The sequence below is a fragment of the Brevundimonas olei genome, from assembly GCF_037055245.1.
GTDB lineage: Bacteria > Pseudomonadota > Alphaproteobacteria > Caulobacterales > Caulobacteraceae > Brevundimonas > Brevundimonas olei.
In genome coordinates, this window is record NZ_CP146369.1 from 454,744 (window position 1) to 469,263 (window position 14,520).

Here is a 14,520-nt window from a genome sequence, read left to right on the forward strand (position 1 = left end):
AGCCGGGGACGGCGCGTGCGCGCCATTTTGATGGGAACGACGGCGGCCGGCGTCGTGCTGACGGGCCATGCGGCCTGGGCTCAGCAGACGGCCGCGCCGGCGCCCGAGGCGGTCGAGGTCGAGGCGATCGTCGTCACCGGCACGGCCATTCGCGGGGTCGCTCCCGTGGGGTCGGCCACGGTCGGCATGACGCGTGAGGATCTGGTCCAGGCGCCGGCCAAGGACGCCAGCGCCCTGGTGGCCAGCCTGCCTCAGGCCTCCAGCCAGGGCACGACCCTGGCGTCGTCGGGCGGCCGGGCGGCGGGCGTCAACCTGCGCGGTCTGGGCAACAACGCCACCCTGGTGCTGTTCGACAGCCGCCGGGTGGTGCCGCAGGGCGGCAACGCCCAGGTCTCGGACCCGAACCTCATTCCCTTCTCCGCCATCGAGCGGGTCGAGGTCGTCACGGACGGCGCCTCGGCCATCTACGGCTCGGATGCGGTGGCGGGCGTGGTCAACTACATCACGCGCCGCAACTACGACGGCGCCGAGATCACCGGCCGCTGGGTCAACTCCCTGTACGATCAGTACGTCATCGACGGCGTGATCGGCCGCACCTGGGAAGGCGGCGGGGTCATGTTCGCCGGGTCCTGGGACAAGAACGACAGCGTTCCGCGCAGCACGCGCGATTACATGAGGCAGGATCTGCGTCCCTTCGGCGGCAATGATAATCGTCTGGTCGGCACGACTGTCTATCCGGGGGCGCCTGGGGCGCTGATCATCGGCAACACGGTCTACGGCCTGCCGCAGACCAACGGCGCCATCCCCAACGCCGCCGACGTGCTGGCGCTGCAGGGAACGCCCGAGCTCTATGACTCCTCGTATCTCTACGACTTCTACACGGCGCGCGAACGCCATGCGGCCATGTTCAAGCTGCGCCAGGAAGTCGCTCCGGGCTTCGAGTTGGGCTATACTGGCATCTATAACCTGCGTGAGAACTCGTCCCGAGCGGGCGACGGTTTCGAGCGCGTCTCGATCCGGCTGACGCCCGACAGCCCCTACTATATTCCGGGCATGCCGAACCCGACGGCGAACCAGACGCTGGTCTACAACTTCTCGCTCAATAACCCGGATGTCTCGCGCAGCCAGGACAACCGCGAGGAGACGATCAACCACTCGATCGACATGACACTGGACCTGCCCAGGGACTATCGGTTCTCGGGGCTGCTGACCTACGGGAAGACGGATTCGTGCAACGTCTGCCAGCCGCAGGTGAACACGACGGTCGGCAACGTCATCGCCAGCAACGCCTCCTGGGGCTTCAATCCCTATCTCCTGGGATCACAGCCGGGCGCCGACGCCCTCGTCGGGGGCTTCATCCAGCAGTACGACACGGTTCTGTTCGACGCCGTGGCCAAGATCGACGGCCCGCTGTTCAGCCTGCCCGCCGGCGAGGTCCGTCTGGCGGCGGGAACCGAGTTCTCCCGCCACAAGCTGTATCTGAAGGCGCAGAACACGCTCAACCTGGCCGGCGACTATCAGACTTCGCGTTTCACCAAGAGCATGCGCGAGGTGAAATCCGCCTTCGCCGAGGTCTTCGTGCCGATCGTGTCGGAGGCGCAGGGCGTGCCGCTGATGCAGTCGCTCGATCTGAGCGCGGCCATTCGTTACGACAGTTATTCGGATGCGGGCGACACCACCAATCCGAAGATCGGTCTGACCTGGCGTCCGAACGAGGAGTTCCTGGTTCGCGCCAGCTGGGGCACCTCCTTCCGCGCTCCGACGCTGATCGAGGCCAACCCGGCGACGGTCGGCCAGACCAACCGCGTCTATGTCAGCAACGGCCTGAACGATCCGAACATCCCGGTGACCAATCCGGCCTCGGGCCAGAGCGCGGTCCTGTCGCGTACCGGCAACACCGCCGGCCTGCGGCCGGAGTCGGCGACCATCTGGTCTCTGGGCGGCGAATATCGCCCGAACTACCTGCCGGACCTGAAGCTCAGTCTGACCTATTACAACGTCAACTATGAGGACCGGATCGAGAACCTTCCGAACCAGACCCTGATCCTGTCGAGCCCGGAAAACCTGGCGCTCTACAAGGATTTCTTCATCGCTGCGCCTCAACCGACCAGCTGCGTCAACGGCGACTATTCGACCTACAACCCCGCCTATCGGCCGTGGTTGACGGACCCGAACGCCGTCTACTCGCCGTCGACCATCAACGACTGCTCCATGGTCGGCATCATCACCGGCGGCCGGCTGAACCTGGGCCAGGTCAAGCAGAGCGGCCTGGATTTCGGGGTCAACTATCTGCACGAGACTTCGATCGGCGACTTCGCCTTCAACGCCAGCGTCTCCAAGGTGCTGAACCTGGAGAAGAGCGTGGTGGCGGGCGGTCCGCTGTTCGACGCCCTCGACACCTATGGCTTCCAGGTGTCCGAGCGGGGGCGCTTCAACGTCAACTACCGGCGCGACGGCCTCACCGCCAATGTGACGGCCAACTATGTCGGCTCCTATCTGAACAACGCCACCATCACCGTCGGCGGGGTCAAGCTGCCGGACACGGAGATTCCGGCCTGGACGACCTGGGACGCTGGCCTGGCCTATGACTTCGACGACGGCGGGGTTCTGGACGGCGTCCGCGTGGCGGTGAATGTGCAGAACTTCACCGACGAACAGCCGCCCATCGTGCTCAGCGGCACGACGGCGGTGGATCTGGGCAATCACAACCCGTTCGGACGGGTCTGGTCGGTGGAGCTGACCAAACGGTTCTGACACCGGTCGGAAGCGGCGGGGTTTCGACCCTCGCCGCTTCCGATGCTTTCGCAGGGAGGAGCGGATGAGCAAGTTGAAGACGTGGCTGGCGGTGCTGGCGGGGGCGATCAGCCTGATGCTGGGGGCCGGGACCGTCTGCGCCCAGGCGCCGGCGCCGGGACAGGCCATGCCGGACCCCTATGCGGGCAAGAAGAAGCTGCTGGTCATCGCCGACGTGCAGACGGGCTTTCATCACGACTCGATCAATCACGCCATGGCCGTGATCGAACGGCTCGGACGCGAGAGCGGCGCCTATGTGGCCTTCCTGCGCACCGATTCCCAGTTGATCACCCGCACGCCGATCCTCGGCACGGGCAGCCGCTACGAAGGGCGGCCGATCAATGCGCGCAACCTCGACTATTTCGACGCCGTCTTCATGCTCAGCAGCGGCGCCGGAACGCTGTCGGACCAGCAGAAGGCCGACCTGCTCGCCTTCGTGAAGGAGGACGGCAAGGGCTTCATCGGCGGCCACGCGGCCACCATCGCCTTCTACGACTGGCCTGAATACGGCGAGATGATCGGCGGCTTCATGGCCGGCGAGTATCGGGTGGAGCCGACGGGGGTGATCGTCGCCGATCCGGACTTCCCAGGCGCAGCCGCCTTGCCGGACACCATCACCGATCAGTTTCCCTATCTCGGCGCCCCCTATGTGAAGGGCGGCGTCCACACCATCCTGAGGCTGGATACCTCGCGCCTGACGCCGGAACAGCTGGCGCGTCGTCCGGACGGCGACTTCCCGGTCGCCTGGGCCAAGACCTATGGCCGGGGCCGCGTCTTCGTCAGCTCCCTCGGCCACGTCGAGGCGATCTGGGACGATCCTGTCCTCAGCAACTTCCAGCTCGAAGGCATCAAATGGGCGCTCGGCCTGACCGACGCCGACGTCACGCTCGATCCCGCACAATGAACAAGCAAGAGGAACGCCCCATGACCAAGAGCGCTCTCAAAGGCGTCGGCGCCAGCCTGGCGCTGATCCTCATGGCCGCATCTCCGGCCCTGGCCCAATCCGGGGCCCAATCCGGAGGACAAGCGCCTGACGACGGAACGACCTGGCGCAGCTACGGCCAGAATCCCGGCGCGACCAACTTCTCGCCCCTGACGCAGATCACGCCGGAGAATGTCGGCGGCCTTCAGCGAGCCTGGACCTTCCGCTACGGCGGCGGAACCGATGACGAGGGCGATCGTGGTCTGGATTACCGCTGGGAGGTGACGCCCCTGGTGATCGACGGGGTCATGTATGTCTCGACGCCGACCAATCCGAACATTCCCGAGTTGAAGTCCACCATCACCGCCTTGGAGCCGGAGACCGGCAAGGTGCTGTGGAAGTGGGAGTCGGAGCGCAACATCCACGGTCGCGGCATCGCCTGGTGGCCGGGCGACGCGACCCACGGCCCGCGCATCATCTTCGCGACGGACAAGGGCTATCTGGCGGCGCTGGACGTGCGTACGCGCCAGTTGGCGGCGGATTTCGGCCAGGGCGGACAGGTCGACGCCTATGTCGGCGTGGTGTCGGACGTGGTGGGCGAAAGCCGTCGCGACACCTTCACCATCCCCAACCCGGTCGCCCTCTACGACAACCTGATCATCACCGGCTCGCGTCCCGGCGAAATGGGCCCTCCCGGTCCGCGTGGCGACGTGCGCGCCTGGGACGTGCGGACGGGTGAACTAGTCTGGGCCTTCCACACCGTGCCCCAGCCTGGCGAGGCCAACCATGAAGGCTATGTCGGCGACGAGTGGAAGGACCGCAGCGGCGCCAACGTCTGGTCCACCATCACCATCGACGAGGAGAACGGCATCGTCTTCGCGCCGGTGGGCGACCTGAACGGCCGCGCCACGGGATCCGAACTGTACGCCAACAGCCTGCTGGCGCTGGACGCCCGCACCGGCGCGCTGAAATGGCACCATCAGGTCACGCACAAGGACCTGTGGGACTGGGACATGCCCACCCCGCCGATCCTGGTGAATTTCCGCGAGGGCGACCACACCGTTCCGGCCGTGGCCCTGACCGGCAAGCAGAGCCTTCTGTTCGTCTACGATCGCCTGACCGGGCGGCCCCTGCACGAGATCGAGGAGCGGCCCACGCCGCGCAGCGACGACCCCAAGGACGAGGCCTGGCCCACGCAACCCTTCCCGGTTCGCCCCGGTCCGCTGGCGCGGGTCACGATGACGCGGGATGAAATCCCCAACATCACGCCGGAACAGCACGCCTACTGCACCGCTTTCTGGGATGAGAACAACATCCAGGTGACGGGGCTCTACGGGCGGCCGCTGATGACGCGCGGCACGCTCAGCTTCCCCTCGACCCTGGGCGGACCGAACTGGGGCGGGCCGTCCTACAATCCGAACTCGGACGTTTTCATCGTCAATGTTCAGAACATGGCGCAATTCCGCCCGGCTGGGCCGGTGACCCCGATCTTCGGCGGTCCGCGCCCTCCGCGCCGCCGCGTCGCCGCCGAGCCGGGCGCGCCGATCACCCAGTCCGGCTTCGCCTACCGCATCGACGCCGACACCATGCTGCCCTGCACCCCCACGCCGTGGGGCGAACTGGTGGCGGTCGACATCAGCAAGGGCGAGATCCTGTGGCGCGCGCCCTTGGGAACCATTCCCGGCCTGAAGACCGATGTGGCCACCGGAGCGCGCAACCTGGGCGGCAACATCCAGACGGCGGGCGGCCTGGTCTTCATCGGGGCTGCCAACGACCGCACCTTCCGCGCCTATGACGCCCGTACCGGCGAAGAGAAGTGGTCGGTCGAACTGGACGCCAGCGCCCACACCACGCCGATCACCTTCATGGGCAAGGACGGCAAGCAGTATGTGGTCGTCACCGGCGCCGGCGGCACCGCCGTGGCCGCGCGACGGATGTCCGACACCTTGAACGCCTTCGTCCTCCCCTAGCGCCTGACGCCCCGCGAGGAAGACCTCGCGGGGCGTGTTTTTCGCCCGGCGTCGTCGGGCCGTCTCTAGTCAGTGGATTCAGCCAATGGACGCAGCCCTGTCCGCCCCGCCGAAAAAGAGGACCCGCGCGCGCTATGTCGTGCTGGCCCTGATCGCCGTCGGGACGATGATCAACTATCTGGACCGTTCGCTCCTGGCGGTCGCGGCGCCCAGCATGTCGCAGGATCTGGCGCTCGGCGCGGCGACCATGGGCGTGCTGTTCTCGGCCTTCTCCTGGAGCTACGCTTTGGCGCAAATTCCGGGCGGGATGTTCCTGGATCGCTTCGGCGTCCGACTGACCTACGCTCTGTCGGTCGGGGTCTGGTCGGTGTTCACCGCCCTGCAGGGCGCGGCGACGGGACTGATCTCGCTCATCGTCTATCGCCTGGGTCTGGGCGCGGCCGAGGCGCCGTGTTTCCCCGCCAACAGCCGCATCCTGGTGTCCTGGTTCCCGCAGCAGGAGCGGGCCCGCGCCAACAGCGTCTATTCCGTGGGCATGTATTTCGGCATCGCCTTCCTCAGCCCGGTCCTGTTCTGGGTGACGGGGACCTTCGGCTGGCGCGCCCTGTTCATCATCGCCGGCGTCATCGGCGTCCTGTTCGCGCTGCTGTGGTGGCAGGTCTATCGTGATCCCGAGCACAGCCGCATGGTCAACCAGGCCGAGCTGGATCATATAGCGGCGGGCGGCGGCGGCCTGGCGTCGACGGCGGGCAAGACGTCTTTCTCATGGAAGCAGATCGGCTGGCTGCTCGGCAAGCGTCAGATCCTGGGCGCCTCCATCGGCCAGTTCGCCACCAACGCCACCCTCGTTTTCTTCCTGACCTGGTTCCCCACCTATCTGGTGGCCGAACGCAACATGCCCTGGCTCAAGGTCGGCTGGATGGCGGTGCTGCCCTTCATCGCCGCCTCGGTCGGCGTGCTGATCGGCGGCCAGCTTTCGGACGCCCTGGTCAAGCGCAGCGGCTCGGCCACCTTCGGACGCAAACTGCCGATCGTCGGGGGGCTGCTGCTGTCTTCGACGATCATCTCGGCGGCTTTCCTCAAGTCCGACGTTCTGGTGATCGCCGTCATGTCCGTGGCCTTCTTCGGCCAGGGCATGTCGAACCTGGGCTGGACCCTGATTTCGGACGTGGCGCCCAAGAGCCTGATCGGCCTGACAGCCGGGGTCTTCAACTTCTGCACCAATCTGGCGGGCATCGTCACGCCGATGATGATCGGCTTCATCGTCGCCGCGACCGGGTCGTTCTTCGGCGGTCTGGCCTTCATCGGCGTGCTCGCCCTGATCGGGGCCCTTTCCTACACCTTCCTGGTCGGCCGAGTGGAACGCATCGCCGAGCCCGCCGCAGAGGAGTTCAAGTGATGCGGTCGATGTTCCCGATTTCGCCTACCGTCTGCGTCTCGGCCGGCGCTCTGGTTGCGGCCCTGGGTCTGGCGGCGTGCCAACCCTCTCACTCGGCCCGGCCGGAAGCGGCGTCGGAACCGTCGTCCGCCCCGATCGCTGAGGCGCTCGCAGCGGCGGAGTCTGAAGTCGCGCCTGCTCCGACCGAGGTCGGGCCGGAGGCTCCGGCGCAAGCCGCGCCGCCTGTCGCTGCGCCCAGGGCGCCGTCGGAAGAGGCGGCTGCGCGCCCGTCCGTGGCCCCCTCCGCGCTCGCCCCCGCCGTGAAGGTGAATGTCCCGGCGCAACAGACGCCGCCTCCTCCGCCCGCTGCGAAGCCGGCGGTCCAACCGGGCGTCCTGCCCGCCGGGGCGGGGCGCAATGTGGCCCAGCGCCTGTGCGGAACCTGCCACTCCCTCGTCCTGGTGACCGCCACAGGCCACACCGAAGCGGAGTGGGATTCCATCGTCGCCCGTATGGAGGCCAATGGAATGCAGGCCTCGGCGGACGACATCGACACGGTGATCGGCTATCTCGGCAAGGCCTTGCCGCCCAGGTAGCCGTGCAGGTCGTGAGTTGAGGGGGGTTCCAGGTGATTGAGTCTCAGCCGGTTGTCGTTGACGAGGTTGTGGTGACGGCGGCGCGTCTGCCGGCGGCGGCGGGGGAGGCGGCGTTCTCGGTCATTCGGCTGGACGAGGCGGCGCTGGCGAGGTCGGCGCGCCTGGACGAGGCCCTGGCGAGCGTTCCGGCGGTGTCCCTGTTCCGGCGTACGTCCAGCCTGGCGGCCAATCCGACGACGCAAGGGATCTCCCTGCGCGCCATCGCGCCGTCGGGGGCGGGGCGGACCTTGGTGACGCTGGACGGCGTGCCGATGAACGATCCCTTCGGCGGCTGGGTGATCTGGTCGCAACTGCCGACCGAGAGCCTGGAGAGCCTCGACATCGTGCGCGGTGCGGGGGCCGGTCCCTATGGCGCGGGCGCCCTGACCGGCGTGATCCAGCTGCGCGAGCGTGAGCGCGGCGGCGTGCTGTCGGCCTCGGTGTCGGAACGGGGCGGGGCGCGCCTGGCGGGATCAGGGGGCCTGGACCTCGGTCGGGCGCGGCTGACGGCCTCGACGCTTTACGAGACCAGCGACGGCTACAGGCCCGTGCGCGGAGCGGCGGCCGGGGCGGCGGACACGCCCCTGGACCTGGAAGCCCGTGCGGCGGCCATGCGGCTGGATGCGTCGGCAGGCGAGGCCAGCGTGTCGCTACGCGCCTCGGCCTATGACGAAGAGCGCGGCTCGGGGCTGGCCGGGGCGCGATCCAGCGCCAGCGGCCACCTGCTGTCCGCCACGGCGGCGCGGCGGGCGCAGGAGGGGCGCTATGGCTGGCGCCTGCAGGTCTGGCGGCGAGAGAGCGACTTCGCCAACACCTCCGTCGCGGTGGCGGCGGACCGCAGCACGACCACGCCCGCCAACGACCAGTATGAGACGCCGGCGACCGGCTGGGGCGTCAACGCCGCCCTGCGTCGCTCGACGAGGGACGTCGCCGGAGGGCGGCTGGAATGGGAGCTGGGCGCCGACGCCCGCTTCAACGAGGGCGAGACGCGCGAGCGCTTCCGCTTCATGAACGGCGCCTTCACCCGCGACCGCGCGGCGGGCGGCGAGACCTCGGTGGCGGGTCTCTACGGCGAGGGCTCCTGGAGCGACGATCTGTGGCTGGTGGCCGGCGGCCTGCGCCTGGACGGCTGGCGCAACGAGAACGGTCGGCGGCGCGAATGGGATCGGGAGACGGGCCTGCCCACGCTGGACGAAACCGACCCCGACCGTTCGGGCGAGGTGGTCAGCGCCCGGCTGGCGGCGCGCCGCTTCATCGGCCGCGGCTGGGGCGGCGGCTGGGCGGCGCGGGCGGCGGCCTATTCCAGCTTCCGTCCGGCGACGCTGAACGAGTTGCACCGGCCGTTCCGCGTCGGCAACGACCTGACCGAGGCCAATGCGGCGCTGGTCCCCGAAACCCTGCAGGGGGTCGAGGCGGGGCTGGCTTTCGAGGGGCCGATCTCGGCCCTGGGCGTCAATCTGTTCTGGAACCGGATCGAGGACGCCATCGTCAACGTCACCATCGCCGAGGGGCCGGGGACCTTCCCCCGCGCGGGCTTCGTCCCCGCCGGCGGGGTGCTGCGCCAGCGCCAGAACGCCGGGACCATCGAGGCGACGGGGATCGAGCTGACGGCGCGCCAGACGCTGCGCCAGGGGCTGCATCTGAACGGCGCCCTGTCGCTCACCGATGCGCGGATGGACGGCGGCTCGGCGGCGCCTCAGCTGACCGGACTGCGTCCGGCCCAGGCCCCGATCTGGAGCGTCGTCGGCGGGGTGGAGTGGCAGGCGTCGGACCGGCTCGGCCTGGCGGTCCAGGCCCGCTATGAGAGCAAGCGGTTCGAGGACGATCTGAACAGCCGCGTGCTGGACGCCGCCGTCGCCGTGGACGCCCGCGCCGAATGGCGCGCCGGCGCACGCACCGTGCTGTGGCTGGCGGCCGACAATCTGTTCGACGCCGAGGTCGAGGTCTCCGAAACCGCCGGCGGCGTCGCCGGCTACGCCCCGCCCCGCACCCTCTCCCTGGGTCTGCGAATGGAATACTGAAGCCGCCCCGCTAGCCGTTACGAAAATCGCCAGGCTTCAGATTGTGACGCTTGAGCTTGTCGTAGAGGGTCTTGCGGGGGAGCTTCAGTTGGAGGATCGCGTCGTTGACGTTGCCCCCCAGGGCTTCAAGCGTATCCTTCAGTATGCGCTTTTCGAACTGGGCGACGCGATCAACGAGGCCGCGCTCCTGTTCTCCAGCCGTCTCGCGGCCTTCAAGACCCAGGGCGAAGCGCTGCGCGAAGTGGGAGAGTTCGCGGATGTTGCCGGGCCAGGCATGCTCCAGCAGGCGAGATCGGACGTCGTCCGTGATGATGGGCGTGTCGCCGTCGGCCTTGATCGGCGCGCGCGCCAGCAGGCTGGCGAACAGCAGGGGGATGTCGTCGCGACGCTCGCGTAGAGGCGGCACGCGAAGGCGCACGACGTTCAGGCGATAATAGAGATCCTCACGCAACTGGCCGTCGGACAGGGCGTGGTCGAGGTCGCCGGTCGCCGAGGCCAGCACCCGGATGTCGACGGCGCGCGGTTCCGACGCGCCGATCGGATGGACTTCGCGTTCTTCCAGCACGCGCAGCATCTTGACCTGGGCGGCGGTGGGCATGGTCTCCACGGCGTCCAGAAACAGCGATCCGTTGTGGGCGCGTTCGACGTGGCCGACGCGGCGTCGCAAGGCGCCGGCGAAGGCGCCCAGCTCATGGCCGAACAGTTCGCTCTCGATCAGGCCGTCAGGCAGGGCGCCGCAGTTGACCGCGACGAAGGGGTGAGGCCGGCGGCGCCCCCCGTTGTGCAGGGCGCGGGCCACGGCTTCCTTGCCGACGCCGGTCTCGCCCTCGATCAGCACGTCCATGCGGGCGTCGGCGATCTGGGCGATGGTGGCGCGCAGCGACCGGATCGCCGGGCTGTCGCCCAGCAGCGGCAGTTCCAGTCCGGCCTCGGACGACAGGGCGGTCAGGCGCCGGTTGTCCAGAACCAGGGCGCGCTTCTCCAGCGCGCGCGTCAGGCTTTCGGACAGGCGTTCAAAGGCGAAGGGCTTAGCCACGAAATCATAGGCGCCGCCGCGCATGGCGGCGACGGCCTCGGCCACATCGCCGTGTCCGGTGATGAGGATGACCGGCAGGGCCGGGTCCAGGGCCTGAAGCCGACTCAGCGTCTGGCGGCCGTCCAGGCCGGGCATCCGCAAGTCCGTGACCACTACGCCGGGGAAGTCGGCGTCGATGTCAGCCAGCGCCGTCTCGGCCTTGCGATAGGCGCGCACCGTCAGGCCCTCGACCTCCATCCGCTCGGCCAGGGCGCTGCGGAAATCATCGTCGTCCTCGATCAGGGCGACGGTCTCAAGACGCGGAAACTCCATGGCGCGCGCCTCCATCACGCGGCTTTCAGGCTGACGACGAAGACGGCGCCCGTTTCGGCCGGGCGCAGGTCCAGCTCGCCGCCGAACCCGGCGACGAGGTCGCGACAGATGACCAGGCCCAGCCCCAGGCCGTTGGCCTTGCTGGTCAAGAAGGGGGTGAAGAGCTGGTCGCGGATGGAGTCGGCCACGCCGGGGCCGTTGTCGGCGATCCTGAGTTCGACCAGCTCGCCGACCCGTCGGACCGTCAGATGGATCCTGCCGTCGGCGCGCCCTTCCAGCGCTTCGGCGGCGTTCTGCATCAGGTTGACGATGACCTGCTCCAGACGAAAGCGGTCGGCGATGACCTGCACGTCCCCGCCTCGGGCTCGCACCAGTCGGACGCCCCCCTGGCGCAGGCGCCCGCCCAGCAGCAGCAGGGCGCCGTCGATCGCTTCGTTCAGCGATACGGGACGAAGCTGCGGCTCCGACTTGCGCGAGAAGGCGCGCAGTTCCTGGGTGATGGCCCCGATCCGGGCGGTCAGCTCGCCGATGCGGCCCAGGGCGCGCACCGCCTTGGCCTCCTGGGCCCGCTCCAGATAGGCCGACGCCGTCTCGGCCTGGGTGCGAATGGCGGCGACGGGCTGGTTGATCTCATGGGCCACGCCGGCGGCGATCTGGCCCAGCGCCGCCAGCTTGCCGGCCTGGACCAGTTCATCGCGCAGGGCTTCGCGACTGGCCTCGGCGCGCATCCGTTCCTCGATCTGGCGATTCAGGGCGACGTTGGCCTGACGCAGGTCGCGGGTCCGCTCCTCGATACGACGCTCCAGCTCCTGGCGAGCGGCCTCGGCGGCGCGCTGCCGCACGACAGCCTGCTGGCGGCGACGCAGAAGCACGGCGGCGACGCCGAATGCGAGGGTCGCGATCAGGGCGGCCAGAACGCGGGCGTTTGCGACGCTCGTTTCGATGGCGCCCCGATCGGGGGTGAGCAGATGCAGCGTCCAGCCCGGCGTCATGGTGTCGATGCGGGCGTGCATCCAGGGGCGGTCGACGCCGTCCAGAGGCGCCTCGATCAGGCGCGTGGCTCCGTTGTCAGGCGTCTGGAAGGGCAGGGGCGTCAGGGCGCCGTCGCCTAGGGTCTGGTCGGCCAGCGTCAGGCGGCGGCTTTCGGCGTCCATCGGCCGCAGGGTCCGAAAGCGCCAGGTGGGAATGCTGGTGATCAGCACCACGCCGCCGGGATCGACCACATAGGCCGGTTCGCCCGAGGCGCGCCATTCGGCCTCCAGGGCGTCGAACTCGACCTTGACGACCACGACCCCGATGGCGCGGTTCCCGTCGACGACCCGACGGGCCAGGAACAGGCCGGGCGTGCCGCTGACCGTCCCCAGGGCGAAGAACTCGGCCGAGCCGTCCCGCATCGCCTTCACGAAATAGGGGCGGAAGCTGTAGTCGGCGCCGATGAAGCTGATCGGCTGGCGCCAGTTGCTGGCGGCGCGGGTCACCCCGTCGGTCCCGATGACATAGATGGCCGAGGCGCGGGTCTGGTCGGCCAGGGCCTCCAGCCGCTGATTCAGCATCGCCGGGTCGGGGCGAGAGCTCAGCAGCAGTCTGGCGACGTCGGCGTCGGTCGCCATGGCCGGCGCCAGGGCGCGATACTTCTCCAGTTCGCTGCGCAGAACCGCGGCGTGGAGGGCGGCGGCGGACTCCGATTGGCGCGCCAGTTCGGCCGAGGCGCCCTTCCGAGCGGTCTCGCCCAGCCCATAGGCCGCCGTCGTCGTCACGACCAGCCAGGCCAGGATCAGGGCGATCCACAGTCTCGCATGTCGCCGCACGAGGCCTTCCGAATGTGATGCAGCCGCCGGGGTCGTCATCTTCTCAATGTGCGGTATTCCGCACTTTTGCGCCACAAGTTCGAGCGGTATTTCGCACTAAACGCATGTCCTTGAAGTGCGGCGTGAAAAAATAACATTTATTGTCAATGAGTTGATGAATATTTCGGGCGCCGTTTCCTCCTGGCGGCGCTGTGGCCACACTGAGGTCGAAGCGTGGCGAAGATCGCGCCGAGAGGAAATCCGCGAGCGTGCTGCTCGCCATCAGGAGCGACCTTCTTGATTCCCATCGCGTCAGAGACGGCGGCTGTCGCGCGCCGCCCCTTCTATCGGCATCTCTATTTCCAGGTGCTCGTCGCCATCGTTCTGGGCGGCGCGATCGGCCATTTCTGGCCGAACGTCGGCGAAAGCCTGAAGCCGCTGGGCGACGCCTTCATCAAGCTGGTGAAGATGGTGATCGCTCCGGTGATCTTCCTGACCATCGTCACCGGCATCGCCGGGATGCGCGACATCGGCCGCGTCGGCCGGGTGGCGGCCAAGGCCTTTGGCTACTTCCTGGTCTTTTCGACCCTGGCGCTGATCGTCGGCCTGATCATCGCCAATGTCGTGCGGCCCGGCCACGGTCTGAACATCGATCCATCCACCCTGGATAAGGGCGCGGTGGCCCAGTACGCCCAGGCGGCGCATGAAAGCACCATCGTCGGCTTCCTGACGGGCATCATTCCCGACACCGTGGTCAGCGCCTTTTCGACCGGCAACATCCTGCAGGTCCTGTTCGTCTCCATCCTGTTCGGCATCGCCCTGGCCATGATCGGCGATCTGGGCAAGCCGGTGATGACCTTCCTGGAGTCGGTCAGCGCGGCCTTCTTCAAACTGGTCGCCATCCTGATGAAGGCGGCGCCGATCGGCGCCTTCGGGGCCTTCGCCTTCACCATCGGCGCCTATGGCATCGCCTCGGTCGCGAACCTGTTCGCCCTGATCGCCACCTTCTATCTGACGTCCGCCATCTTCGTGGTGGGGGTGCTGGGTCTGGTCGCCATCGCCAACGGCTTCAACATCCTGAAGCTGATCCGCTATCTGAAGGAGGAGCTGCTGCTGGTGCTGGGCACCTCCAGCTCCGAGGCCGCCCTGCCCAGCCTGATTTCCAAGATGGAGCGCGCGGGCGCCGCCAAGTCGGTGGTCGGCCTGGTCGTGCCGACCGGCTATTCCTTCAACCTCGACGGCACCAACATCTATATGACGATGGCGGCCCTGTTCATCGCCCAGGCGCTGAATATCGACCTGAGCCTGCAGGACCAGATCCTGCTGCTGCTGGTGGCCATGCTGTCGTCCAAGGGGGCGGCCGGGATCACCGGCGCGGGCTTCATCACCCTGGCGGCCACCCTGTCGGTGGTGCCTTCGGTGCCGGTGGCGGGCATGGCGCTGATCCTGGGCATCGACCGCTTCATGAGCGAATGCCGCGCCCTGACCAACTTTATCGGCAACGCCGTGGCCACCATCGTCGTCGCCCGCTGGGAAGGCGAACTGGATCGCGATGCGCTGAAGGCCGCGCTGGACGGCGGGCCTCAGCCTCTGGCCGCCGCGCCGGATCCCGCCGCCGGACCGGGCGACGACCTGGTGCTGGCCGACGACTGACCCTGAACCACGA

At 68.3% G+C, this 14,520-nt stretch carries 9 protein-coding genes; 7 read left to right on the plus strand and 2 right to left on the minus strand.

The annotated features are described in order from the left end of the window. Window positions 1-15: 15 nt before the first annotated feature. The 6 genes from V8J38_RS02175 to V8J38_RS02200 all read left to right on the plus strand — a co-directional run bounded on the left by V8J38_RS02175 (window position 16) and on the right by V8J38_RS02200 (window position 9,719). Window positions 16-2,754, plus strand: coding sequence for a TonB-dependent receptor domain-containing protein (locus V8J38_RS02175; RefSeq protein WP_338577717.1), 2,739 nt, complete (start codon window positions 16-18; stop codon window positions 2,752-2,754). A gap of 64 nt (window positions 2,755-2,818) precedes the next feature. Next, window positions 2,819-3,697, plus strand: a complete 879-nt coding sequence (locus V8J38_RS02180) for a ThuA domain-containing protein (protein WP_338577718.1) — start codon at window positions 2,819-2,821, stop codon at window positions 3,695-3,697. A 20-nt stretch (window positions 3,698-3,717) separates the two neighbouring features. Next, complete coding sequence (locus tag V8J38_RS02185) at window positions 3,718-5,685, plus strand: PQQ-binding-like beta-propeller repeat protein (RefSeq protein ID WP_338577719.1); 1,968 nt, start codon at window positions 3,718-3,720, stop codon at window positions 5,683-5,685. Between the two features lie 85 nt (window positions 5,686-5,770). Then, the gene (locus V8J38_RS02190) at window positions 5,771-7,084 is read left to right on the plus strand and encodes an MFS transporter (protein WP_312217784.1); all 1,314 of its coding nucleotides are present in this window, start codon (window positions 5,771-5,773) and stop codon (window positions 7,082-7,084) included. Beyond that, a complete protein-coding gene (locus V8J38_RS02195; RefSeq protein ID WP_338577720.1) occupies window positions 7,084-7,659 on the plus strand; it encodes a hypothetical protein in 576 nt (191 codons plus the stop codon). Before V8J38_RS02190 ends, V8J38_RS02195 begins: the two co-directional genes overlap by 1 nt. Before the next feature lie 32 nt (window positions 7,660-7,691). Next, complete coding sequence (locus V8J38_RS02200) at window positions 7,692-9,719, plus strand: TonB-dependent receptor (RefSeq protein WP_338575189.1); 2,028 nt, start codon at window positions 7,692-7,694, stop codon at window positions 9,717-9,719. A gap of 10 nt (window positions 9,720-9,729) precedes the next feature. Here V8J38_RS02200 and V8J38_RS02205 read toward each other — a convergent pair whose 3' ends face one another. Then, complete coding sequence (locus V8J38_RS02205) at window positions 9,730-11,067, minus strand: sigma-54-dependent transcriptional regulator (RefSeq protein WP_291778516.1); 1,338 nt, start codon at window positions 11,065-11,067, stop codon at window positions 9,730-9,732. A gap of 14 nt (window positions 11,068-11,081) precedes the next feature. Further along, window positions 11,082-12,914, minus strand: a complete 1,833-nt coding sequence (locus V8J38_RS02210) for a sensor histidine kinase (RefSeq protein ID WP_338577721.1) — start codon at window positions 12,912-12,914, stop codon at window positions 11,082-11,084. A gap of 237 nt (window positions 12,915-13,151) precedes the next feature. Between V8J38_RS02210 and V8J38_RS02215 the strand changes: the two genes are divergently transcribed. Further along, window positions 13,152-14,507, plus strand: a complete 1,356-nt coding sequence (locus tag V8J38_RS02215) for a dicarboxylate/amino acid:cation symporter (protein ID WP_422388310.1) — start codon at window positions 13,152-13,154, stop codon at window positions 14,505-14,507. Window positions 14,508-14,520 lie beyond the last annotated feature (13 nt).

What these genes read in the sequence shown, in the direction of transcription:
- V8J38_RS02180 (WP_338577718.1), top strand. Translation starts at nt 2,819, where the DNA reads ATGAGCAAGTTGAAGACGTGGCTGGCGGTGCTGGCGGGGGCGATCAGC.
- V8J38_RS02185 (WP_338577719.1), top strand. Translation starts at nt 3,718, where the DNA reads ATGACCAAGAGCGCTCTCAAAGGCGTCGGCGCCAGCCTGGCGCTGATC.
- V8J38_RS02190 (WP_312217784.1), top strand. Translation starts at nt 5,771, where the DNA reads ATGGACGCAGCCCTGTCCGCCCCGCCGAAAAAGAGGACCCGCGCGCGC.
- V8J38_RS02195 (WP_338577720.1), top strand. Translation starts at nt 7,084, where the DNA reads ATGCGGTCGATGTTCCCGATTTCGCCTACCGTCTGCGTCTCGGCCGGC.
- V8J38_RS02205 (WP_291778516.1), bottom strand. Translation starts at nt 11,067, where the DNA reads ATGGAGTTTCCGCGTCTTGAGACCGTCGCCCTGATCGAGGACGACGAT.
- V8J38_RS02210 (WP_338577721.1), bottom strand. Translation starts at nt 12,914, where the DNA reads ATGACGACCCCGGCGGCTGCATCACATTCGGAAGGCCTCGTGCGGCGA.